The following is a 22,057-nucleotide window of genomic DNA, read 5'->3' on the forward strand; positions in this document are numbered from 1 at the left end:
TTTTCCTTGCTGTGTAGTGGGATTCGTCGTCATGCGGTCGCCGCCGCCTGGCCGAGCAAGCGGGCGAGGCGGGCCGCCACCTCGGCGACCTGCGGGGACTGGATCAATGTCAGGTGGTCACCGGGTACTTCGATCACCTCGAGATGCCCGGTCGCGTAGGCGTCCCAGCCGTTGGTGGGATCTCGATGCAGGGTGCCCGCCCGATCGTGGGCGGGGCGGAGCACCTGCGGCAGCGGCTCCGCGGCACGCAGCAGGGTGATGTCGCCGTCGTAGGCTCGTGGCCGGTAGGCGTCGATCGCCCGCCACCCTGCCACGAACACTTCGAACAACCGCCGGACCAGTGCACGGGATCCGGTGGGCGGCAGCACGCCCGCGTCGACGGCGGTGGCGAGGATGAAGTCGAAGACCTCCTCCTCGGTGGCGAGGTCGACCGGGATCTCGATCACCGCGGTGTCGGCGCCGCGCGCCAGCCACAGCAGCTCCCAGAGGAAGAACTCGTAGAGCGCGTGCTCCGGCACCGGCATGCCGTCACCGTGACGCACGGTCATGGTGTCGATCAGGACCAGGCTGCCGATCTCGTGACCGGCATCGGCCAGCTGGTGGGCCATCTCGAAGGCGACCATGCCACCCAGTGACCAGCCGCCCAGATGGTAGGGCCCGGTCGGCTGGACGCGGCGCATCGCGGCGATGTAGTTGCCCGCCATCTCGGCGATGGACTCGGCCGGGGTACTGCCGGTCTCCAGGCCGGCTGCCTGCAAGCCGTACAGCGGTTGTCCGTCGGGCAGATGTTTGCTCAATTCGACATAGCAGAGCACATTTCCGCCGATCGGGTGCACCAGGAACAGCGGGGTTCCGGTCCCAGGACGCAACGGCACCAGTGGATCGAACCCTGTCTCGGCCCGTTCGTCGAGCTGTCCGGCCAGCGCGGCGACCGTGGGACCGGTGGCCAGGGTCGAGACCGGCAGTGACACCCCGTAGCGCTGTTCGATGGACACGATCAGCCGCATCGCGGTCAGCGAGGTGCCGCCGAGGGCGAAGAAGTCGTCGTGCACGCCGACCTCGGGCAGGCCGAGTGCTTCGGCCATCAGCGCCGCCAGTCCGGATTCGGCGGGTGTGCGGGGACGGACCCGGTTCGCCGAGGTGGCGGCGGGTAGTGCCATCCCGGCCAGGACCGCGTCGGCCCGTTTGCCGCTCGGTGTCAGCGGCAGCGCGTCGAGCCAGACCAAGCGGCTGGGAATCATGTAGTCCGGCAACCATTCCCGCAGTGCCGCGACGATCCCCGGCTCGTCGACCTCGGCGCGGGAGCCGACCAGGAACGCCACCAGCAGCGTCTGCGCGCTGGAACCCCCTGCGGCGGTGTGCGCCACCACCGCGACCTCGCTGACACCGGACAGGTCCGCGGTGACGCGGTGCAGCGCCAGCTCCACCTCCATCGGTTCCACCCGGTGGCCGCGGATCTTGACCTGGCCACCGCGGCGGCCGTCGCTGACCACCTCGCCGCCGGGCAGCCTGCGACCGATGTCGCCGGTCCGGTACAGCCGCCGCCCCGGTGCGAAGGGGTGCGGGACGAAAGCCGCCTCGGTGAGGTCGGGCCGGTGCTCGTAGCCGTGCGCGAGTGCGGCTCCGCCGAGGTAGATCTCGCCGGGCGCGCCGTCGGGAACGGGGCGCAGCCGGTCGTCGAGGACGAGGATCTCCACGCCGTCGATGGCGGTGCCGATCGGTGGCAGCGCCGGGAACAGCGCCGGGTCGCCGGTCATGGTGTAGCGGGTGGCGACGTGGGTTTCGGTGGGGCCGTATTGGTTCTCCAGCAGTACGTCGGTTCCGGCCGCGCACAGCGCCCTGATCTCGTCGGTGACGCGGAGCTGCTCGCCGGAGGAGATGATCACCCGCAGCCCGGCCGGTGCGGTGCCGAGCCGGATCGCGGCCTCGGACAGCTGCTGCAAGGCCACATAGGGCAGGAAGATCCGTTCCGCGCCGGTGCTCGCGAGCACCCGGGCCAGCGCGGGCAGGTCGCGACGCTGGTCCTCGTCGAGCAGGATGAGGCGGCCGCCACCGCACAGTGTCGAGTAGATCTCCTGGAACGACACGTCGAACGACAGCGGTGCGAATTGTGTCGTGGCCGGCGCGGTGTCGCGGCCGGGAAGCAGGCCGCTCGCCGTCGAGAGTTGCCAGCGGATCAGATTGGCCAGTGCGCGATGGGGCATGGCCACGCCCTTCGGTGTCCCGGTAGAGCCCGAGGTGAACAACACGTAGGCGGTGGCTGCGGGATCGCGGTCGGGCAGCGGAACCGTCGTCCCGGGGGCGACCAGTTCGTCGAGGGACAGCCGCGCGTGCTCCGGTGGTACCAAGGCCTCGTGGTCCTGGCCGGTGATCACCGCGAACGGCCGTGCCTGCGCGAGCATCGCGTGCAGCCGCGGCAGCGGATAGGTCACGTCGAGCGGCACGCAGGCAGCGCCCGCCTTGGCGATTCCGAGCACCGTCGCGATCTGCTCGGGCGACCGGTCCACCGCCAGCGCGATGCGGTCGCCCGGGCGTGCGCCACGTGCCACCAGGGTCGCCGCGATGCGGTCGGCCAGGGCGCGCAGTTGCGCGTAGGTCAGTGTCCGGGAGCCGAATTCGATGGCCACGGCGTCCGGAGAGCCGGCAGCGCGGGCGTCGAACAGATCGATCACGGTGCCCGACGACGTCGCGGCGGACAGGGTCTCCGGCACCCCACCCAGGGAACCCAAGTCCGCCGCTTCCATGGGGTCGCCGGTGAGGAGGTCCAGAACTCGCAGGTAGGTCTCGCCGATGGCGGCCAGCTGCTCGCGGGTGTACGCGGCGGGGTCGCCGTCGATGCGCAGCGCCAGCGTCCCGTCGAGCGGGTTACGGATGGCGTTGATCAGCAGCGCGAAGTTGGTGTCCTCGCGAATATCGATCCCGAGCAGGGCGACATCGAGCGCGCTCATGGCCGCGCCCGCCGCGTGGAAGTGCACGTAGTTGAACGCGGTGTCGAGGACGACACCGAACTCGCGCTGCACGTCGGTGAGCGGAAACCGCTTGTGCGGTGCGCTGTTGCGTTCCCGCTCGAAGACACCCGTCAGCACCTCGCGCCGGTTACGACCGGCGAAGTCCAGCCGCAGCGGCATCGTGTTCAGGAACAGCCCGGCCATCCGCTCGGCGTCGATGCGCTCGGGCCGTCCGTGGGTGACGACGCCGGTGGTGACATCCGTGCGTCCCGACAGCAGGCCGACGGTGCACAGGTGCGCGGCCAGCAGGACGGCCTTGACCGGGATGTGCGCGGCGGCGGCGACCTCGTCGGCGCGGAACAGGAGATCGGCGCCGACCGGGACCGACACCGATACCCGTGCATCCGACGGCCCGGCGACAGGTGCCGCATCGAGGGGAAGATGGGGTCGTAGTCCGGGGATCCGGATCGTTTCGGCGCCGTCGAGCGCCCTGGCCCAGTGGTCCCGATCGGCGGGATCGGTCAGCGAGTCACGCTCGGCGCGAACGTATTCCGCGAACGACGGGAGCTCCGCGGGGAAGGTGGCGACGCCCCGATAGTCCGCCAGCAGTTCGGAGATCAGCGTCGCGACACTCCAGCCGTCGAGGATGGCGTGGTGGAACGACAGCACCAGCTCGATCCGGTCGGCGAGCCGGAACACCGCGAGATCGAACAGGCCGGGCTGTTCGAAGACGTATCCGCGCCGTCGTCGTTGCTCGACATGCTCGCGAACCAGCGCCTCGGCCTCGTCGGTGCCGGTCGTGCGCAGGTCGACGATCATCAACGGCGGTTCGAGGTGGGCGTGCACGAGTTGCAGCGGCTCGGAGTAACCGGCCAGTTCGAAGGAGGTGCGCAGCATGGGGTGCCGGCCGATCGAGCGCGCCATCGCGGCCCGCAGGGCGTCCTCGTCCCACGGCATCCGCAGCGAATACCGGAAAACATCGTGGTAGAGCGATGATTCGGCGCGCTCGCGGCTGTGGAACAGCATGCCGAGCTGCAACCTGGTCAACGGGTACGCGTCCACCACATGCCGCAGACTCGCGCGGTCGATCCCGGCCACCAGTTCGAACGGCGCGAGCGCGACAGCGGCGACGGCGCCGGTGCCTGCCCGTTCGGCCAGTTCGGCGATGGTGGGGCATTCGGCGATGTCGCGAGCGCTGATCACCAGTCCCCTGGCCTCGGCCCTGGCCCGGACGCGCAGCAGCAGGATCGAGTCACCGCCGAGGTCGTAGAAGTTGTCGAACACCGACACCGATTCGCGGTCGAGGACCTCGCGCCAGATCAGCGCCAGCTGTTCTTCGACGAGCGTTCGGGGCGCCGTGTATCCGGCGGACCGGTTCTCCATGGTGATCGCGGCCAGCGCGGCACGGTCGGTCTTTCCGCTCGGAGTCAGCGGGATCGCGTCGACCCGGACGAACTGCGACGGAATCATGTACTCCGGCAGCGTCGTCGCCAACGCCTTGCGCAGCGCGCCGGGATCCGGGGCGGATTCGGTCACGCAGTAGGCGGCCAGATACGCGCCGCGGTCCGGCGATTGCTTGTCGATGACCGCCGCGGCGGTGATGCCGGGCAGCGCGGCCAGCGCGTTCTCGACCTCACCCAGCTCGACGCGGTTGCCGCGAATCTTCACCTGCCGGTCGATGCGGCCCAGGTACTCCAGTTCACCGTCGGCGAGGCGGCGGGCCAGATCGCCGGTGCGGTACATCCGCTCGCCCGGATGGAAGGGGTCGGCGACGAATTTCTCCGTCGTCAGCTCCGGGCGGTCGCGGTAGCCGCGCGCCAGTCCGGCCCCGGCGATGCACAGTTCACCCGCGACGCCGACCGGCTGCGGTTGGTCGGCCGGTCCGAGCACGTAGAGGCGCGTGTTGTCGATCGGTCGGCCGATCGGCACCCGGGTCACCGTCTCGGCCGGGTCCGTCGGGCAGTCGTGGAAGGACACATCCACGGTGGCTTCGGTCGGGCCGTACAGGTTGACCAGCCGGGGCGCGTCGGCCCCGAGACGGGCGAAAGCCCGGTTCCACCGGTTGACCTGATGCGGGAGCAGCGCTTCACCGCTGCAGAACACCGTGCGCAGACCGGCGGCCTCGGTCACCGCGGTCGGGTCGGACTCCAGCAGGTCGAGGAAGGGCGTCAGCATCGACGGGACGAAATGCATGACGGTGACGCCGAAGTCGGCGACAGCGGCGAGCAGCTCGCGCGGGTCCTTCTCGCCGCCCGGCCGCAGCAGCGCCACCTGGGCGCCCTCGACGGCCCACCAGAACAGCTCCCACACCGACACGTCGAACGAGGACGGCGTCTTCTGCAGGATCACATCGGTGGGGCGCAGCGGGTACCGCCGCTGCATCCAGCCGATCCGGTTGATCACCGAATGATTCTCTACGACAACCCCTTTGGGCCTGCCGGTGGAGCCAGAGGTGTAGATCACATAGGCAGGGTCGGAGCCGACGGATACCGGAGTCCGCGCCGGTGTTCCCGTCGACCAGAGCTCCGGCGGCAGCACGATCGCGTCACCAGACACCTCGGCGGCGGTCAGCACTACCTTGGCGGCGCTGTCGGCCAGGAGATAGGCGACCCGATCGGCCGGGTAGCCGGGATCGATCGGGACATAGGCGGCGCCGGCGTGCAAGGCGGCCAGGATCGCCACGAGCATGTCCGGCCCGCGCTCGAGTAGCACCGCGACCAGATCGCCCGCCCCGACCCCGGATTCGCGGAGCAACCCGGACAGGGTGGCGGTGCGGTCGACGAGGTCGCGGTAGGTGATCGTGTCCCTGGTGGCGGTGTGCACCGCGACCGCGTCCGGCGTGCGCTCGGCCCTGGCCAGGATTTCGGCGATGACAGTGCTCTGGTCCGCATAGGGCCGCGATGTCGCGCGATCGCGGTCGACGAGCAGGTCGTGCTCGGTCGCCGACAGCATCGGCAGCCGCGAGGGATCGCTGTCGACGGCGTCGACGCCTGCGCGCAACAAGGCGACCAGATGGTCGGCGACGGATTCGATCGGGTAATCGGCGTCGAAGATGTCGGTCGCGTGATCGAGCCGGATCAGCAGTGGACCGTCGTCATCGATCTCGGAGATCGTCCAGGCCATGGCCAGCGGGCTGTAGCCCTGCGAGGGCTGTTGCACCTCCTCCAGTCCCTCGATGAGCCCGGCGGCCGAGGGCAGGCGGGGATAGGCGACGGTCACGTCGAACAGCTGTTTCGCCGGATGGCCGAGGCGGCGCAATTCGCCCATCAGATCGCCGAGCGGGTAGCGCTCGTGCTGCTTCATCCGGCGCACATCGGCTTTCACCGCCGCGACCAGCTCGCGCACGGTGGCGCGGCCGCCGGTGTGGATCGGCAGCGGGAGGGTGTTGGCGAAGTGGCCGATGGTGGCCTGCTCGGTGGGATTGTTGCGGTTACCGAAGGGGATGCCGATGACGACGTCCTCGGCCCGCAGCACGCGCGAGAGGTAGAGGCCGAGCATCGCGCAGAAGTACGGGTACAGCGACAGACCGGACGCGCGAATACGGTTGACCAGCAGCCGATCCAGGGTGAACTCGTAGGCGGCGACCGGTGCCAGCCCCTCGGTCGCGCGCGGTCGGTCGAACAGGGCGGGGGTCGTCCCGGTGAGCTGGGACACCACCGCGTCACGGTCGATGCCGTAGTGATCGCTCGCGCGGTAGTCGCGTTCGAAGGCCAGGCACCGCAGGAACGACGATCCCGGCAACTCGATCGGGTTCCCCGACATCGTCGTGGCGTAGTCGGTGAGGACCTGGGCACCGATGTGGAACAGTCCCGTCGCGTCGGCAGCGACATGGTGCGTGGTCAGGACGACGTAGGACGAGCCGGCTCCCGCGTGGATGATGTGCGCCCGGAACGGCACCGCGCCGAGGAGGTCGATCGCGGAGCCGGTGCACTGCTCGATCCGGCGCTGCGCCTCGGCACGCGGATCGGGGGCGTCGCCGACGTCGATCACCTGGACCGGCGGCATCGGCCCGGTCGACAGTTCCTGGGCCGGGACACCGTCGACGACGCGGTAGCGCAGCCGCAGCCCATCGTTGCGCGCCCAGGTCCGCTCGATCGCGGCGATCATCGCGGCGTCATCGATGGCGAGGGCGAAGCGGCCGACCACGCTGGAGAGATAGCTGGGCAGACCGGGAAAGTGTTCCACGACGGTCCAGATGTCGCGCTGGTAGGCGGTGAGTGGATAGCGCATGGAAACGGACATGGATATACCCCTGAGGTGAAGCGCTGAAGTGTGCTCGATCGCGCGGCACTGCTGCGATCGGAGTTCCGTCCGGTGGTGGTATTCGCCCGGCTGATCGGGCGATGTCACAAATGATCCGTGTGCTCGACTGGCACTACGGCCACTGTGTCACGCACGCTGGCTGATAGCCAATGTTGTTGTGCGGTAACGGAAGTCACCTACAGCGGAAAATCGGCCGGATCGGTGGGGAATTGTCCGGATCGATGGTCGTGCGCGACGAAGCGGCGGACGGAACACTGCATCAGGAACCAAACCGCCGCCCGGCAACCGGATCAGTTCTCGCGGACGGCGATGTGACGATGGACTCGTCGGAGCACGCCCGGCGCCCACCAGTTGGCGGCGCCGAGCAGGCGCATGAAGGCGGGCACCAACACGCCACGGATCACCGTGGCGTCCATCAGCACCGCCAGCGTCAGGCCCACGCCCATCAGCTTGGTGAAAGCGACCTGGGAGAAGGCCAGCCCGAGGCAGACGATCGCCATCAGGGCGGCAGCGGCGGTGACGATGCGGCCGGTCCGCTCCAGTCCGTAGGCGACCGCGTCGGCGGTCACACCGCGCATCCGGTACTCCTCGGCGATCCGCGACAGCAGGAACACCTCGTAGTCCATCGACAACCCGAAAGCCAGGCAGAAGACGAGCACCGGCACCGGCGCGGCGAGATAGCCCGTCTCGGTGAAGTCACCGACCAGCCACTTCAGGTGCCCGTCCTGGAAGATGTAGACCATCGCGCCGAAGGTCGCCGACAGGCTCAACGTGTTGAGCAGCACCGCCTTCAGCGGGATCACCACGCTGCCGGTGAACGCGAACAACAGCACCAGCATCGCGATCACGATGAGCGCGACGACCAGGGGCAGGCGCCCCGCCAACCCGGATTTGGTATCGGCGTTCTCGGCCGTGGCGCCACCGACCAGCAGCGGCGCGGGCGAGGCCGTGCGGCGGATGTCGTCGAGCAGGACCTCGGCTGCCTGCGAATACGGATCGAGGTCGGGGATGACCGTCAGGTGCGCGCCGTCGGGCCCGGGCAGACCGCGCACCAGCCGCACGTGGGGCAGGTTCTGGAGCCGCTGGGTCAGGTCGGACAGTTCGGTCGTGGAGATCGGCCCGTCGACCACCACATCGAAGCGGCCCGCCGCGGTCGCCGGGAAGTCGGCGCGCAGGACGTCGCCGACCTGTCTGCTCTCCACCGTGGGGGGCAGGGCCCGATCGTCGGTCAGGCCCAGCCGCAGGCCGGTGAACGGCAGGCCGAGCAGGATCACCACCAGTAACGCCGCACCGCCGAAGAGCCAGGGACGCATCGTGACTCGCCGCGCGATGCGGTACCAGAAGCCCTGCTCGGGCGGCGTCGGCGCCGGTTCGGGCCGCCCGCGCAGCCGTCGCAGGCCGCGACGCAGATCGAGCGCATCGATGCGGTGACCGAACAGCATCAGCAAGGCCGGGAGCAAGGTCACTGTGGCGAGTGCGGCCAGCAGTGTCACCGAGAGACAGGCCGCGGCCAGCGAGCGCAGGAACGGCATCGGGAACACCAGCATCGCCAGCATCGCGATGACGATCGTGGCGGCCGAGAACAGGACGGTGCGACCGGCGGTCGTCACGGTCGCCCGCACCGCGCTCGGCACGTCGCGGCCGGCGCGCCGTTCCTCGCGGAACCGGCTGACCACGAACAGGCTGTAGTCGATGCCGAGACCGAGACCGAGCACCGTGGTGAGATTCAATGCGTAGCTGGAGACCTGGGTGAACTCGGTGAGCACGCGCAGGATTCCGAAGGTGCCGATGATCGACACCAGCCCGAGTACCAGCGGCAGTCCAGCGGCGACCAGGCTGCCGAAAACCAGCACCAACAGGACGAGCAGGATCGGGATCGATACCGCCTCACCGACTTTCAAGTCACGCGAGAGCTGTTCGGTGACATCGTGATAGCTCACCGCGGCGCCACCCAGGCGCAGGTGGAGCACGCCGTAGTCCCGGTCCCGATAGCTGTCGACCAACCGCGAGACCACCGACTCCACCACGATCTCGTCACCCGGAATATCTACGGCGACCAGTGCCTTTCCACGGTCGGCGTCGCGGAGGAACTCGGGCGATCCGGTGGACCAGTACGAGCTCACCGAACGCACACCCGGCACGGCGGCCAGCTCGGTGGTCAGCTGCCGACCGGCGGTGGCGACCGCGGGCGTGTCCACGGTGCCCACCTCGGCCGGAACCTCCACCAGCACCAGGACATTCGGCGTTCCGGTGGTGTACTTTTCGGCCAGGATCCTGGCGGCGCGCGCGGATTCGGCGTCCGCGTTCCAGAACCCACCGCCGGAGAGCCGCTGCTGCACCGACGCGCCGCCCGCGCCGGCGAGGAGAAGCAGCAACACCACCACCGCGACCACGGTTTTCGGTCGCCCCACAGTCAGCCGCGCGAGTACTCGCACTGTCCCTCATCTCCTCGCGGGCACCGCACAGGCACTCCGGCGCCGGTCTCGGCGCGACGACCATCTCACCGCCGCAGTTCGGGCGTGTCGGGGTCGGCGCCGGTGCCTCCCGCAACCCGGGTCGGAGCCAGTATCGATGCGCGAATGAGCTGTGTCACTGCATCATTCGACGAATCTTTCGCTCCCGACTGAGCTTCGGCGACAGAAGCCGACCCCCGGAAGTGCGCCTCAGACAGCCCCGGCGCGGCGAGGGGAACTCGCTGCGCCGGGTCGCCCTGGGACGGCCTACTTGGTGGTGTCGATGATGTCGCCGACGAGACTCCACCGGTCACCGGTCAGACGCTGGATCTGCAGCGCCTCGATCGGGAACGCGTCGCCTGCGCCCGTTTTCAGCGTCACGCCCGGCAGCAGGAGATCGACCGGGATGTTGTTCAGGTTGCGCATGGAATCGCGCAGCCCCTCCCTGGTCGGGCAGCTCGCCGCCGCCAGGGTCTTGGCGAAACTGTCCGCACTCGCCCAGCCGATGATCGCGTACACGCTGGTCGGATCGATGCCCTGGCCGTAGCGGGCCAGCTTGTCCTTGTACTCGCGCATCGCCGGGTCGGTGTCGCGGGAAGGGTCGGCGGGGTCCTTGGTGTAGGCGGCCGAGATGACGCCCTGGACGTTGTCGAAGCCGACCGACTTCAGCGTGGTCACCGAGTTGGCGACGGTGGTCACGATGTGGCGGGGGTTCCACTCGGTGGCGCGCGCGTCCGCGGCCAGCGCCTGCGCGGCGAACTTCGGCGTCGAGAAGTTCAGCAGCACATCGGCCTTCGATCCGGACAGGGTGCGCAGCTGCGGTTCGACGGTCGGGTCGGTCACCTCGTAGCTCTGCTCGGCCACGATCCGCACACCACTGCCCGCGACGGCGGCGCGGAAGCTGTCGAGCAGATCCTTGCCGAAGTCGTCGTTCTGATACAACACGGCGACGGTGGCGTCCGGCCGTTCCTGACGCACGTAGCTGGCGTACGCGCGCGCCTCGGACCGGTAGCTGGGCTGCCAGCCGATGGTCCACGGGTGGGCGGTGTCGGCGCCCCACTTCGTCGCGCCACCGGCGACGAACACCTGCGGAACCTGTCGCTGATTCAGGTAGTCCCACACCGCGGACGAGGTCGCGGTACCCAGGGTCGGGAAGATCGCGAACACCTGGTCCTGCTCGACCAGCCGCCGGGTCTCCTCCACGGTCTTGGGCGGCTGATACGCGTCGTCGCGCACCAGGTACTCCACCTTCCGGCCGTTGATCCCGCCCTTTTCGGCATTGAGATAGTCGAAGTAGGCGCGTCCGGCCTTGCCCGCCTCGCCGTAGGCCGACGCGGGCCCCGACAGCGGGTACACCCCACCCAGTTTGACGCTGGTGTCGGTGATGCCGACGGTCTGCTGCCCCTGGCAGTCGCCGCCGGCGGTGGTCGCCGTGTCGCCACGCCCACCGCAGGCGGTGAGTGTGAGCAGCGCCGCCGCGGCGACGCCGGCGATCCGAATTGCCTTGGTTCCCATTATTTCTCGCCTTTCCGAACAAGCACGGGAATGATCTGACGGCTGAGACGGCCGGCGAGTCCGGCCAATCCGGTCGGTGCGATGTACATCAGGGCGATCACGACAAGACCGAAGATCACCCCGGGCGCGGCGTCGTTGACGTCCTGCGCCAGGCTCGGCACGTACATCACGAACGCGGCGCCGAGCACCGCACCCCACAGCGATCCGAGACCGCCGACGACGATGCCCGCGAGCAGCGTGATCGACAGGCCGACGGTGAACGAGTCCGGCGAGACATAGGCGATCACCCAGGTGTAGACGCACCCGGCGATCCCGGCCAGCATGGCGCTCCAGGCGAAGGCGAGGGTCTTGTAGTACGCCAGGCGCACACCCATCATCTCGGCGACGATCTCGTTGTCGCGGATCGCCCGCAGCGCCCGCCCGACGCGCGACCGCAAGAGTCCGGCCACCAGCGCGAAACACCCTGCCGCCGTGGCCAAGGCCAGGAAGTACAGCCACTGATCCTCGGCCAGTCCGGTCCAGGCGGGCGCGGCGGGCTTGGCGACGGTCAGCCCCATCGAGCCGCCGGTGATCGAGTCGAAACGTTTCAGCAGCGGCACTGTGAAGATGGCGATGGCCAGCGTCACCAGGGCCAGATACAGCCCACGCAGCCGCAGCGCCGGAATGCCGACCGCGACACCGAGCACGAAAGTCACCGCGGCCGCCACCGGCAGCGCGGCGAGATACGGTGTGTCCCAGCGCTGCATCAGCACCGCCGTCACATAGGCACCGGCACCGAAGAACGCGCCGTGCCCGAGCGAGATCTGCCCGGTGTAGCCGACGAGCAGATTCAGGCCGAGCAGCGCGACGGCGTAGACCAGCACCATCGACAGCTGGAAGGTGTAGAACGGCGCCAGCTGGAACGGCGCCACACAGGCCACCACGGCCACCGCCGCGAGCACCAGCGCGGTCCGGTTCCGCAGCACGAACCCGCTCCGGCGCACCGGCTGTGCGGTCGCCTCGGCAGCCGGACGGGATTCCCGAATCTCGATGTCGCTCATACTCGTTGCACCGCCGCCGTACCGAACAGACCCTGCGGACGAACCAGCAGGACCAGAAGAATGATCAACAGCGGCACGCCGATCTTGAGTTCGGTGCCGATCGCCTCGATATAGGCGCCTGCCAGCGTCTCGGTGACACCGACGATCAGACCGCCCGCGACCGCGCCGACCGGGGAGTCGAACCCACCCAGCGTCGCCGCCGCGAAGGCGTAGATGAGTACGCCGCCCATCATGTTGGGTTCGAGGAAGAGCATCGGCGCCGCGAGAATTCCCGACACGGCCCCGACCAGCGCCGCCAAGCCCCAGCCGAGCGCCAGCACGGCGCCGACCCGAATGCCGGTCAACCGGGCCGACTCCGGATTCGCGGCGACCGCCCGCATTCCGAGCCCGATCTTGGTGAAGCGGAACAGCGCGAACAGCAGGGTCATCACCACCGCGACCACCGCGAGCACCCCGAGACTCTGATAGCTCGCGCTCACCCCGCCGGTACTGATCGCGCCGCCGGGGAACGGACTGGGGAACGACTGGAGCTGAAACGACCAGATCCAGCCCGCGGCGGCATTGACGAAGAAGTACAGCCCGACCGTGACGATCACCAGGGTCAGTTCCGGCGCGCCTTCGACCGGCCGGATCACCACCCGCTCGATCAGCATGCCGCCGGCGAAGGAGACCGCGAGGGCCGTGATCATGGCCAGCCACAACGGCATTCCGCTCTGGCCGAACTGCCAGGCCAGGAACGCCGAGAACATGGCTAGCTCACCCTGGGCGAAGTTCGCCACCCCGGTGAATCGGTAGATGAGGACGAGCGCCAGCGCGAGGCTCGCGTAGATCGCGCCCGCGGTGAGACCGCCCAGTGTGTGTTCGAGCAATTGATTCATACCTGGTATCCGAGATAGGAGCGTGCGATCTGTTCGTCGGCGTTGATCTGTTCCGGCGTGCCCGACAGCACGACCCGGCCCGTCTCGAGCACGTGCGCCCGATCCGCGATGGCCAGCGCGAGGTGCGCGTTCTGTTCGACGACCACCACCGTGGTCTGCTCCGCCGTGTTGACGGCGGCGATGATGCCGAACAGCTCCTGGGTGACCAGCGGCGACAAACCCAGCGACGGCTCGTCGAGCAGCAGCACCCGCGGCCGCATCATCAGGGCGCGCCCGATGGCCAGCATCTGCTGCTGTCCGCCGGACAGCCCGCCCGCCTGCTGATGCAGCTTGTCCTTCAGGATCGGGAAGTAGCCGAAGACCCTGTCCAGGTCCGCGCGGATCGCCGCGGCGTCGCGCCGCGTGAACGCGCCGACGCGCAGATTGTCGGCCACGCTGAGCGGGGCGAACGTGCCACGACCCTGCGGCACATGCGCGATGCCGAGCCGCGCCACCGCTTCGGGGTTGCGCTTGCCCAGCACCACGCCGTCGACCCGCACGCTGCCCGCACGCGCGCGCACCATCCCGCTCAGCGTGCGCAACAACGTGGTCTTGCCCGCGCCGTTGGGTCCGAGGATCGCGCACACCTCACCGCGCCCCACCGTCACACTCACCCCGTGCAGGACCTGCGCCGCGCCGTAACCGGCGTGCAGGTCGTCGACGACGAGAAACTCGCTCATGCCGGCTTCCCCAGGTAGGCGGCGATCACGTCGGGGTGCTGCTGCACCTGGGCGGGTGTGCCCTCGGCGATCACCCGGCCGAAGTCCAGGCACACCACCCGATCGCTGATCCCCATCACGAAACCCATGTGGTGTTCGACCACCATGACGGTGAGCCCGAGTTCGGCCCGCAGCTCGCGGACGAGCGCGGCGAACTCGGCCACCTCGCCGTGGCTGAGCCCGTTGACCGGCTCGTCCAGCATCAGCAGCCGCGGGCGGCAGGCCAGCGCTCTGGCCAGTTCGATGCGTTTGAGGGTGCCGAACGGCAATCCGGTGGCCGGGTGGTCGGCGACGTCGAGCAGGTCGAGGCGTTCCAGCACCTGGTGTACGTCGGCGGCGAGGCGCTTCTCCTCGCGCCGCACCACGGGCAGTCGCACCGCCGCCGCGGCGAATCCCGCCTTCGCCCGGTGATGTGCGCCGACCAGCACGTTGTCGCGGACGGACATGTGCTCGAAGAGACCTAGATTCTGGAACGTCCTGGCGATGCCGAGTCCGGCCAGCTCATCGGGGCGGCGCCGCAGCAGTGGCAGCCCGCGGTAGGTGACCGTGCCCGACACGGGCTTGCCGCGGCCGGTCAGGCAGTTGAACAGGGTGGTCTTGCCTGCTCCGTTCGGGCCGATCAGCCCGAGCATCTCCGACTCGCCGACTGCGAAGCCGACGTCGTCCAAGGCGGTGACCCCACCGAACCGGACGGTGATGTTCCGTATCTCCAGCAAGTCTTCCTCCGGCTCGCGATAGCGCGATTCCAGGTGCTGAACTGCTGGTTCGAGCAGGTCGGTCCACATCGCGCGCCAGTATCAAACCAAGCGCCGACAGCACCGGGAAGGCGCTGCGAGTAGCACCGATTGCCCGAGTGAAAACTCCCAATTATCCGAGTTCACCGGCCTGGACTCCTGTAGCCGGCACCGGCGTACCGGCTACGCGCGCAGGGTCTCCCGCACGTCCACGGCCTCGCGGGTGAGGTGGTCGCGTTCCGGGACACTGGTCGCCGTATCCGCCGCCTTCACGTACAGGTCGGCGGCCCGCGCGAGGTCGCCCGCGCGTTGTCAGCCTCTGACTATTTGCGCTGGTTGGCGTTGAAGCGTGCCTTCTTCTGGCGATTCCCGCACGTGTTCATATCGCACCATTTGCGGGTGCGGCTCTGGCTGGTGTCGAAGAAGGCAGCCAGGTAGGTCGGCGCTGCGCACAAGGCCAATCTTCCGTCTCGCTCACCCGCGATGATGCTGATCGCGTCGGCAGCGATGACGCCCAGGGCATCTTCGACGCAGGAAGCCGAGCCGAGTTGCCATCGACGGTTGCCCTCCGCCGTCAGGACGGCCGCGGCCCGACCCTGGATGCTGAAGTCATTGATGACGTGGACTGCAGACACAGGAAGGACGTCGTGGATCGCGGCCGCTGTCGCGGCGGCGTGAATCGATTCCCGCAGTTCCCGAGCACGTTCGAGCTGGGCGGTGGTGCAGGAGTCCACCCCGAGGCCGTACTCGGCCAGCCAGTCGACGAGTCGCTGCGGCGTGGGAATGCGCGTCCGAGCATTCGAAGCCCACGCAACCGACGCCGACCTCGACGATCTGCGCGCGCGATTGGCTGCGGCGCGACTGCCGGAAGCTGAAACGGTCTATCGCGCCGCACCCGACCCTCGCCGATGGGGCCAGGGTGTGACGCTAGCCGACCTCGTCGAGGTCGTGAACTACTGGCGCACCGGGTACGACTGGCGATCGTTCGAAAAGCGCCTCAACCGAATTGGCCAGTTCCGCACGCTCATTGATGGTCTGGGGATCCATTTCCTGCACCGCCGCTCCGCGCGCGCAGATGCCACTCCCCTGATCTTGACGCACGGCTGGCCGGACAGCATTGCTCGATTCATCGATGTCATAGACGAGCTGGCAGACCCGAAAGAGGCAGGCGCGCCGGCGTTCCACGTTGTGGTTCCGTCGCTACCGGGCTTCGGTTACAGCGACAAGCCGGCCACTACCGGGTGGGGAGCCGAAAAGATCGCGGCCGCATGGGTGGAACTGATGGGAAGGCTCGGCTACGGCACGTTCGTGGCCCACGGCGGCGACTGGGGCGGCAATATCACCACGGTTCTCGGCGGCCGGTTCCCGGCACAGGTTCTCGGCATCCACACAACGTTCGCGGAGGCACCGCCCGGGTTGACGACGGACGGACTGACGGCGGCCGAGCGCACATGGACCGAGGAAACCCGCGATTTCTGGCGCCACCGTGCGGCATACGCCAAGCAGCAGGCGACCCGACCGCAGACCATCGGCTACTCGCTCGTCGACTCACCGGTGGGGCTCCTCGCCTGGATCCTCGACAAATTCGCCGAGTGGAGCGATACCGAGGACAGCCCGTTCGAGACGATGTCCCGAGACCGCATTCTCGACGACGTCACCCTGTATTGGCTGACACGGACCGGCGCATCGGCGGCCCGTCTCTACTACTAAAGTCACAACTCGCTGGACCCCGAACTCCAGGTCGATGTCCCGTCGGCCCTCACCATGTACCCCCGCGATACCGAGAAGTGTCCGCGACCCTGGGCACAGCAGCGGTACCGGCAGATCGTCCGATGGACGACGCCCGCGACCGGGGGACACTTCCCATCGCTCGAGGTTCCCGAGTACTTCGTCAAGGACCTGCGAGAAGGCCTCGCGGCAGTACTGGCCGCCACTCGGTGAACGCGGCTAGGGCCCCGGATTCGGATGCAGTCCGAGGAGCTGAGCTGCGCGCCGAATGCTCGACCAGGCGAGCATCCCAAATCTGGCGGCCGATCACAGATTCAGGGCTAGCCGGCAGCACCCGAGTGCACGCACTCACGTCCTTTCGCGTCCGAGCCGCCGACGCCGACCACAACGGGGGATGCATGACGTGCTGGCATCTCATGGCCTCCCTCTCGCGTTCGACAGGCACTGCCTTCGATCTTCCTGGACAACTCCCCCTCGGGTGCAGGGCACAAACGCCCTCACCGAGGGGTCCTTGGTGTGTTGCCGAATGCCCCTCCTCAGGACCTGCGCCCCTTGTCGGTTCGCGGCTGAGGGTGCCAAGGTCGACGGTGACGATCGAACCTATCCTCGGAGCGACGACATGATGCGAGCATGGCGAGTCGATCACCCCGGCCAGGTCGCAACCGGCCCCCTTCGGTGGCGACGGGAGCTTGTCCCGGTACCCGGCGTCGGCGAGCTGCTGGTGCGCGTGCTCGCCTGCGGAGTCTGCCGAACCGATCTTCACGTGGTGGAAGGTGATCTGCCGGTCCACCGGCAGCAGGTGATCCCGGGACACGAGATCGTCGCCGAGGTGGTGGAGGCTCCCCGCGACTACGCCGACATCGCGGTGGGTGACCGGGTCGGTATTCCCTGGCTGCGATACACATGCGGAGTGTGCCACTACTGCACGCGCGGAGCTGAGAATCTGTGCCCGCGATCGCGCTACACGGGGTGGGATGCCGACGGCGGATACGCCGAATTCACCACCGTTCCCGCTGAGTTCGCCCTGCCCTTGCCCGAGGGATACAGCGACGAGGAGCTGGCACCGCTGCTGTGTGCGGGGATCATCGGATACCACGCATTGACACGCGCCGAGGTCCCCGCGGACGGGGTGCTCGGAATCTACGGGTTCGGCGGCAGCGCGCACCTGACCGCGCAGGTAGCCCTTGCCCGAGGTGCCCGGGTCCATGTGATGACCCGGGACGTCGCGGCCAGGGAACTGGCTCTTGCGCTCGGCGCGGATTCAGCGCAGGGCGCGGCGGATCACCCCCCGGAAGCGCTGGACTCGGCGATCCTGTTCGCGCCGGTCGGTGAACTGGTGCCACACGCGCTGGAAGCCCTCGACGCCGGCGGGACGCTGGCGATCGCCGGCATCCATCTGACCGATGTTCCGCCGTTGAACTACCAGCGACACCTGTTCCGAGAACGCCAGATTCGCAGTGTCACCGCCAATACCCGGGCGCAGGCCCGAGAATTCCTCGCGGTGGCACAACGGCATCGGCTGGCAGTCACCACACATCGGTATCCACTCGATCAGGCCGATCGCGCACTGGTCGACCTGGCACGAGGCGGTTTCGACGGTGCGGCGGTGCTTGTGCCGTGACCGTCAGTCGTCTCGAGCTTCGCACCGGGCGATGATCAGCGGGCAAGCCACGCCGTGCAGGACCGCCTGGGCGACCGATCCGAGAGTCATCCCGGAGAACCCGCCCCTGCCTCGGCTGCCGACCACTACGAGTTGAGCTGTGGCGGACAAGTCGAGTACCGCCCTGGCGGGTTTGTCTTCGACCACGAGACGTCCGACCTCCACACCGGGGTACTTCTCGGCATACCCGGCCAGGCTCTCCGCCAGCAGCGCCTCGCCTTCGGTCTGCATGGTGGCGCGGGACTCGTAACGGAAGAACTCCGACCACGCATGGACAGCGACCAGCCGGGCCCCGCGCTGGGAGGCCTCTTCGAACGCGATCGCGACCGCGTCGGCACTACAGGCGGACCCGTCGACACCGACAACCACGCGGCCGCCGGAATCGGCCTCCTGCTCAGGGATCACCGCTACCGGACAGTCGGAGTGTCGAGCAAGCGATGTGCTGACCGATCCGAGCAGGGTGCGTCGTATCGCGCCGCGCCCTCGGCTGCCGACGACGAGCAATCGCGCTGACGCGCTGTAGTGGCGCAGGACCGCCACCGTCGTTCCCATTGCCGCGGCCGTCTCGATCGGGATGTCGGCGATCGGCCCGACGACCTCCGCGGCGGCTGCGGCGCCCGCCGCGACAACGGACTCGCCGTGCTCACGCAGCCTTTCCTGGTCGAAGAGCGGCCCGGAAACACCAGGTCCGTACTCCACTGGGACATCGATGACGTAGACGATCTGCAACGGCGCGCGGTGGTGCGCGGCATACCGCGCTGCCCAGCGAAGCGCGGTCAGCGATTGTTCGGAACCGTCGGTTCCGACGACGACAGGGCGATTCCGATCGGAGTGCGGGGTCATGGTTCGCCTTTCTGAGCTCTCGATGTCACTTCAGCCGGGGTGGACGACCATTACCGGGCAGTCGGCGTGCTGTACCAGCCAATTGCTGGTCGAGCCGAGCAGCAATCCGCGGAAACCACCTCTGCCCCGGCTGCCGACCACCAGGAGTTGAGCGGTCCGCGACCACGTGGCCAGTCGTTCGCGCGGTCCGAAAACCTCGACCTCTCGCCGCACCGCGACATCGGGGAAACGCTCCGTCCACCCGGCCAGCCGCTCGGCAAGCAGCGCCGATTCGGCCTCCTCGAAGTCCGCGATCGGCAACTCGAGGTAGCCCGAGCCGCCGAAGGCACCTTGGGACAGATCGCTCCACGCGTGGACCGCGACGAGTTCGACCCCCCGCGCAGACGCCTCCGCGAACGCCGCCCCGATGGCGGGCTCACCGACCTCGCTGCCGTCGACACCGACGACGACCGGGCCCGTCCGTCGGTCAGGATCGGGGCCGCGGACGGTGACGACCGCACCGCGCGCGTGCGAACTCACGGCAAGCAGGGTCGAGCCGAGATGGGCGAGGGTGCCGGTGGATCCTGTCGCGCCCAGAACGACAAGGTAGGCCGTGGCCGAGCGTTCGATGAGCGTCGCGGCCGGGTTTCCGGTGCTGAGCTCGGTGGTCACCGAGATGTCCGGCGCGGCGGCCTTGGCCTGGTCGCTCGCGGTGGCGAGCTCGCGTTCGGCGGCGAGCCGGATGTCCTGCATGGTCGCAAACGCGAACGCGTCGTAGGCATTGTGGGGTGTCACCGCGGCCACCGGGTTCATGGCGTGGATGATGTGCAGCTCGCGGTCCCGATCGGCGGCGAGACGGGCAGCCCATCGCAGGGCTGCGGCCGATGCGTCGGAGCCATCGATGCCGACGACGACGGGAGCCGACGTCGAGCGGTGCGCGTTCTCGCTGTGCTGTGTCAAGTCCATCCCTCAGTGGGCGATTCTTTCCTGCACCTCAGCGAGAAGTTCACGTAACCGCAGCTGGGACGGGGTTTCCGTCACCGGAGGCCGCCCACTGGTCGCCGACGAGTGGTCCATGTTCGGCATTGTTGCATGGGGGCGGAGAGGGTTTCGGGAACCGATCGGTGGTGTGGCGGGTCGCGGCCCTGCCCTACCGCACGCATCGTCGACAATGCCGTAATGCCCGCCTTAGGATTTCACGATGACCGAACCCAGGATCTTGCTCATCGGACGACGGCAGTCGACACTCGATGTGCTCGCGGAAGAGCTGCGCAGATTCGGCCGCGACGTCATGGCAACCAACGATCGCGCGATCGTTGAGGCGACGGTAACAGATGGTTCAGTCGACCTGGTCGTCATCGGCGGCGGACTCGACGATCCCGACCGAAATGCCATGCGCGACTTCGTGCTCGAGCTTCGGCCGAACCTCCCGGTGCACATGGTGCCGCGCCAGGCGAACGCCAGCCCAGCCACTGTCATACCGTTCACCAATGAGCAGGTCGTGCTCTACAAGGTGCATGCTGCGGCGGCGAGCGACCCGACGGACACACGAACCAGATAGTCCACCTTGCCCGACCGCTCGATCGCAGCCGTCGATCCACCCTCACATCTCAGATTGTCCGAGTCGGACTCGCCAGGCGGCGGTAGGTCAGCGCGGGTCGGCCCCGGCCTTGGCCTTCTCCCGGGCGAGCGCCCGGTCCCGTTGCTCCTCGAACCGGGGAACGCGGGTGCGTTCGAGATCGTGGAGGAATTCTGCGAGATCGTCGCGTGCCCGCTCACCCACCGGGCCGAAGTCGTCGCGCTCGAAGATCCTCCAGTGCCGTAGCACCGGTTGGAGGACCTCCTCCAGATGCTGGCGTAGGTCGTAGATGCCGTGTTTGGCCATCAGGACGCCGTGGCGGCGGAAGTTCGGCATCCCGGTCCCGGGCATCCGGAAGTTGCGCACGATGGCCGCGACGGCATCGATGGTCTGGTCGGGCGCCACATCCAGGGCAGCACCGCAGAGGGTCCGATAGAAGATCATATGCAGGTTCTCGTCCGCGGCGATCCGGGCGAGCATCCGGTCGGCGACCGGATCCTCACACACGGCTGCCGTATTGCGGTGACTGACACGGGTGGCCAATTCCTGGAACGACACATACGCCACCGAGTACAGGAATCCGGGCTGGCCGGCTATGGCCTGGTCGGCGGGCGCACTGAACCCAGCCCCCACGTGTGTCATCCGGTCGTTCTCGAGCGCGACCGGGTCGACACCACGAGTCACGACAAGATAGTCACGAAGGACGATGGAATGGCGGGCTTCTTCGGCAGTCCACCGTCCGATCCAGGTCCCCCACGCACCGTCGCGGGAGAAGTTCTCGCTGATCTCACGGTGATAGGAGGGAAGATTGTCCTCGGTGAGCAGGTTGGTGATCAGTGACGCTTTGGCGACCTCGGAGAGCCTGGATTGTCCTGGCTCCCAATCGGTTCCACCGAGCAAGGCGAAGTTGCGGCCGTCCTCCCAGGGGACATAGTCGTGCGGATGCCAGTCCTTGGCCATGGCCAGGTGCTTGTTCACCGCGGTCTCGGCAACAGGTTCGAGCTCGGTGAGGATCTCGCGTTGGGTCAGCAGGCGTGCCACTGTCGTTGTCTGCCTTTCGATGTCGAGGAAGGGATTCAGCAGGTTCGAGTGCTGTCGCAGGCCCCGGAATCAGCGGGGGTGAGCAGGGTCAGGTCGGCGTCGTATCGGCGATAGAGCAGATGGCCACGCCCGGAGCCGTCATCGGTATAGAACAGAAACGGCAGCCCGTACCCGCACATCCGAATCACGGCCTCGGGTTCGGTGAGAACCGGTGCACACCGAGGGGTCAGGATGATCGGTGTGGTGTCCACACCGACACCCGCACGTGGCGGACGGAGCTCGCGTTGACGGGCCATGCGTACTCCGTACGGTCCGGCGCGGTAGACGACAGCATCTTGGCCGGTCTCGGCATCGACGAAGAAATGCACGTCGTAGTCCATCGCGTCCATCAACTGTGCCGCCGCGTATGGGCCGCACGTGACCGGGGCCACCATCTTTCGACGCGTCAGGCGTCCCGGCCCCGCCACCGCGAGGGCAGGCCGTGTCGGATCCGGCCACGGACGGGGCCGCCAGCACACCCCCCGCCGGGCCAGTCTCTCCTCGACTCGAGCAATAACCGGCAGCGCATCGCCTGGACCGCTCGTCGGAACCTGGATTCGAGCCGGGCCACCGATACTCAGATTGACCTGCACCAACAT

The 22,057-nt window shown here is 68.2% G+C and carries 14 protein-coding genes and 1 pseudogene; 3 read left to right on the top strand and 12 right to left on the bottom strand.

Annotation, left to right across the window (positions count from 1 at the left end; translation table 11 throughout):
• Positions 1 to 29 precede the first annotated feature (29 nt).
• The 8 genes from ACFWF2_RS00830 to ACFWF2_RS00865 form a co-directional block, all read right to left on the bottom strand.
• A complete protein-coding gene (locus tag ACFWF2_RS00830; RefSeq protein WP_379303188.1) occupies positions 30 to 7,190 on the bottom strand; it encodes an amino acid adenylation domain-containing protein in 7,161 nt (2,386 codons plus the stop codon).
• 311 nt (positions 7,191 to 7,501) lie between these two features.
• The gene (locus tag ACFWF2_RS00835; RefSeq protein ID WP_379303190.1) at positions 7,502 to 9,646 is read right to left on the bottom strand and encodes an MMPL family transporter; all 2,145 of its coding nucleotides are present in this window, start codon (positions 9,644 to 9,646) and stop codon (positions 7,502 to 7,504) included.
• Positions 9,647 to 9,931: 285 nt separating this feature from the next.
• A complete protein-coding gene (locus ACFWF2_RS00840) occupies positions 9,932 to 11,179 on the bottom strand; it encodes an ABC transporter substrate-binding protein (protein WP_379303192.1) in 1,248 nt (415 codons plus the stop codon).
• Positions 11,179 to 12,219, bottom strand: a complete 1,041-nt coding sequence (locus tag ACFWF2_RS00845; RefSeq protein ID WP_379303194.1) for a branched-chain amino acid ABC transporter permease — start codon at positions 12,217 to 12,219, stop codon at positions 11,179 to 11,181. The genes ACFWF2_RS00840 and ACFWF2_RS00845 overlap by 1 nt, the downstream gene beginning before the upstream one ends.
• Complete coding sequence (locus ACFWF2_RS00850) at positions 12,216 to 13,097, bottom strand: branched-chain amino acid ABC transporter permease (protein WP_379303196.1); 882 nt, start codon at positions 13,095 to 13,097, stop codon at positions 12,216 to 12,218. Before ACFWF2_RS00850 ends, ACFWF2_RS00845 begins: the two co-directional genes overlap by 4 nt.
• The gene (locus tag ACFWF2_RS00855; protein ID WP_379303198.1) at positions 13,094 to 13,816 is read right to left on the bottom strand and encodes an ABC transporter ATP-binding protein; all 723 of its coding nucleotides are present in this window, start codon (positions 13,814 to 13,816) and stop codon (positions 13,094 to 13,096) included. The genes ACFWF2_RS00850 and ACFWF2_RS00855 overlap by 4 nt, the downstream gene beginning before the upstream one ends.
• On the bottom strand, positions 13,813 to 14,640 hold the full coding sequence (locus tag ACFWF2_RS00860; protein ID WP_379303200.1) for an ABC transporter ATP-binding protein: 828 nt from the start codon (positions 14,638 to 14,640) through the stop codon (positions 13,813 to 13,815). Before ACFWF2_RS00860 ends, ACFWF2_RS00855 begins: the two co-directional genes overlap by 4 nt.
• Positions 14,641 to 14,912: 272 nt before the next feature.
• Positions 14,913 to 15,374, bottom strand: coding sequence for a CGNR zinc finger domain-containing protein (locus ACFWF2_RS00865; protein WP_379303319.1), 462 nt, complete (start codon positions 15,372 to 15,374; stop codon positions 14,913 to 14,915).
• Here ACFWF2_RS00865 and ACFWF2_RS00870 point away from each other — a divergent pair.
• Together ACFWF2_RS00870 and ACFWF2_RS00875 are read left to right on the top strand one after the other, a co-directional pair.
• Positions 15,373 to 16,530 (top strand): annotated as a pseudogene (locus ACFWF2_RS00870) (epoxide hydrolase family protein). The gene ACFWF2_RS00865 and the pseudogene ACFWF2_RS00870 sit on opposite strands and share 2 nt — an antisense overlap.
• Positions 16,531 to 16,939: 409 nt before the next feature.
• On the top strand, positions 16,940 to 17,938 hold the full coding sequence (locus ACFWF2_RS00875; RefSeq protein WP_379303321.1) for a zinc-binding alcohol dehydrogenase family protein: 999 nt from the start codon (positions 16,940 to 16,942) through the stop codon (positions 17,936 to 17,938).
• A gap of 3 nt (positions 17,939 to 17,941) precedes the next feature.
• On the opposite strand, the gene ACFWF2_RS00880 is transcribed toward ACFWF2_RS00875, so the two are convergent.
• Together ACFWF2_RS00880 and ACFWF2_RS00885 are read right to left on the bottom strand one after the other, a co-directional pair.
• Positions 17,942 to 18,820, bottom strand: a complete 879-nt coding sequence (locus ACFWF2_RS00880; protein WP_379303202.1) for a universal stress protein — start codon at positions 18,818 to 18,820, stop codon at positions 17,942 to 17,944.
• A gap of 30 nt (positions 18,821 to 18,850) precedes the next feature.
• A complete protein-coding gene (locus tag ACFWF2_RS00885) occupies positions 18,851 to 19,759 on the bottom strand; it encodes a universal stress protein (protein WP_379303204.1) in 909 nt (302 codons plus the stop codon).
• A gap of 241 nt (positions 19,760 to 20,000) precedes the next feature.
• On the opposite strand from ACFWF2_RS00885, the gene ACFWF2_RS00890 reads away from it, so the two are divergent.
• Positions 20,001 to 20,360 carry a hypothetical protein gene (locus ACFWF2_RS00890; RefSeq protein ID WP_379303206.1) on the top strand — a complete coding sequence of 120 codons (360 nt, stop codon included), beginning with the start codon at positions 20,001 to 20,003 and terminating at the stop codon, positions 20,358 to 20,360.
• Positions 20,361 to 20,447: 87 nt separating this feature from the next.
• Here ACFWF2_RS00890 and ACFWF2_RS00895 read toward each other — a convergent pair whose 3' ends face one another.
• Positions 20,448 to 21,419, bottom strand: a complete 972-nt coding sequence (locus ACFWF2_RS00895; protein ID WP_379303208.1) for an acyl-ACP desaturase — start codon at positions 21,417 to 21,419, stop codon at positions 20,448 to 20,450.
• Positions 21,420 to 21,454: 35 nt separating this feature from the next.
• Positions 21,455 to 22,057, bottom strand: a complete 603-nt coding sequence (locus tag ACFWF2_RS00900) for a sigma 54 modulation/S30EA ribosomal C-terminal domain-containing protein (RefSeq protein ID WP_379303210.1) — start codon at positions 22,055 to 22,057, stop codon at positions 21,455 to 21,457.

It is taken from the genome of Nocardia sp. NPDC060259 (assembly GCF_042728775.1).
Lineage (GTDB): Bacteria > Actinomycetota > Actinomycetes > Mycobacteriales > Mycobacteriaceae > Nocardia.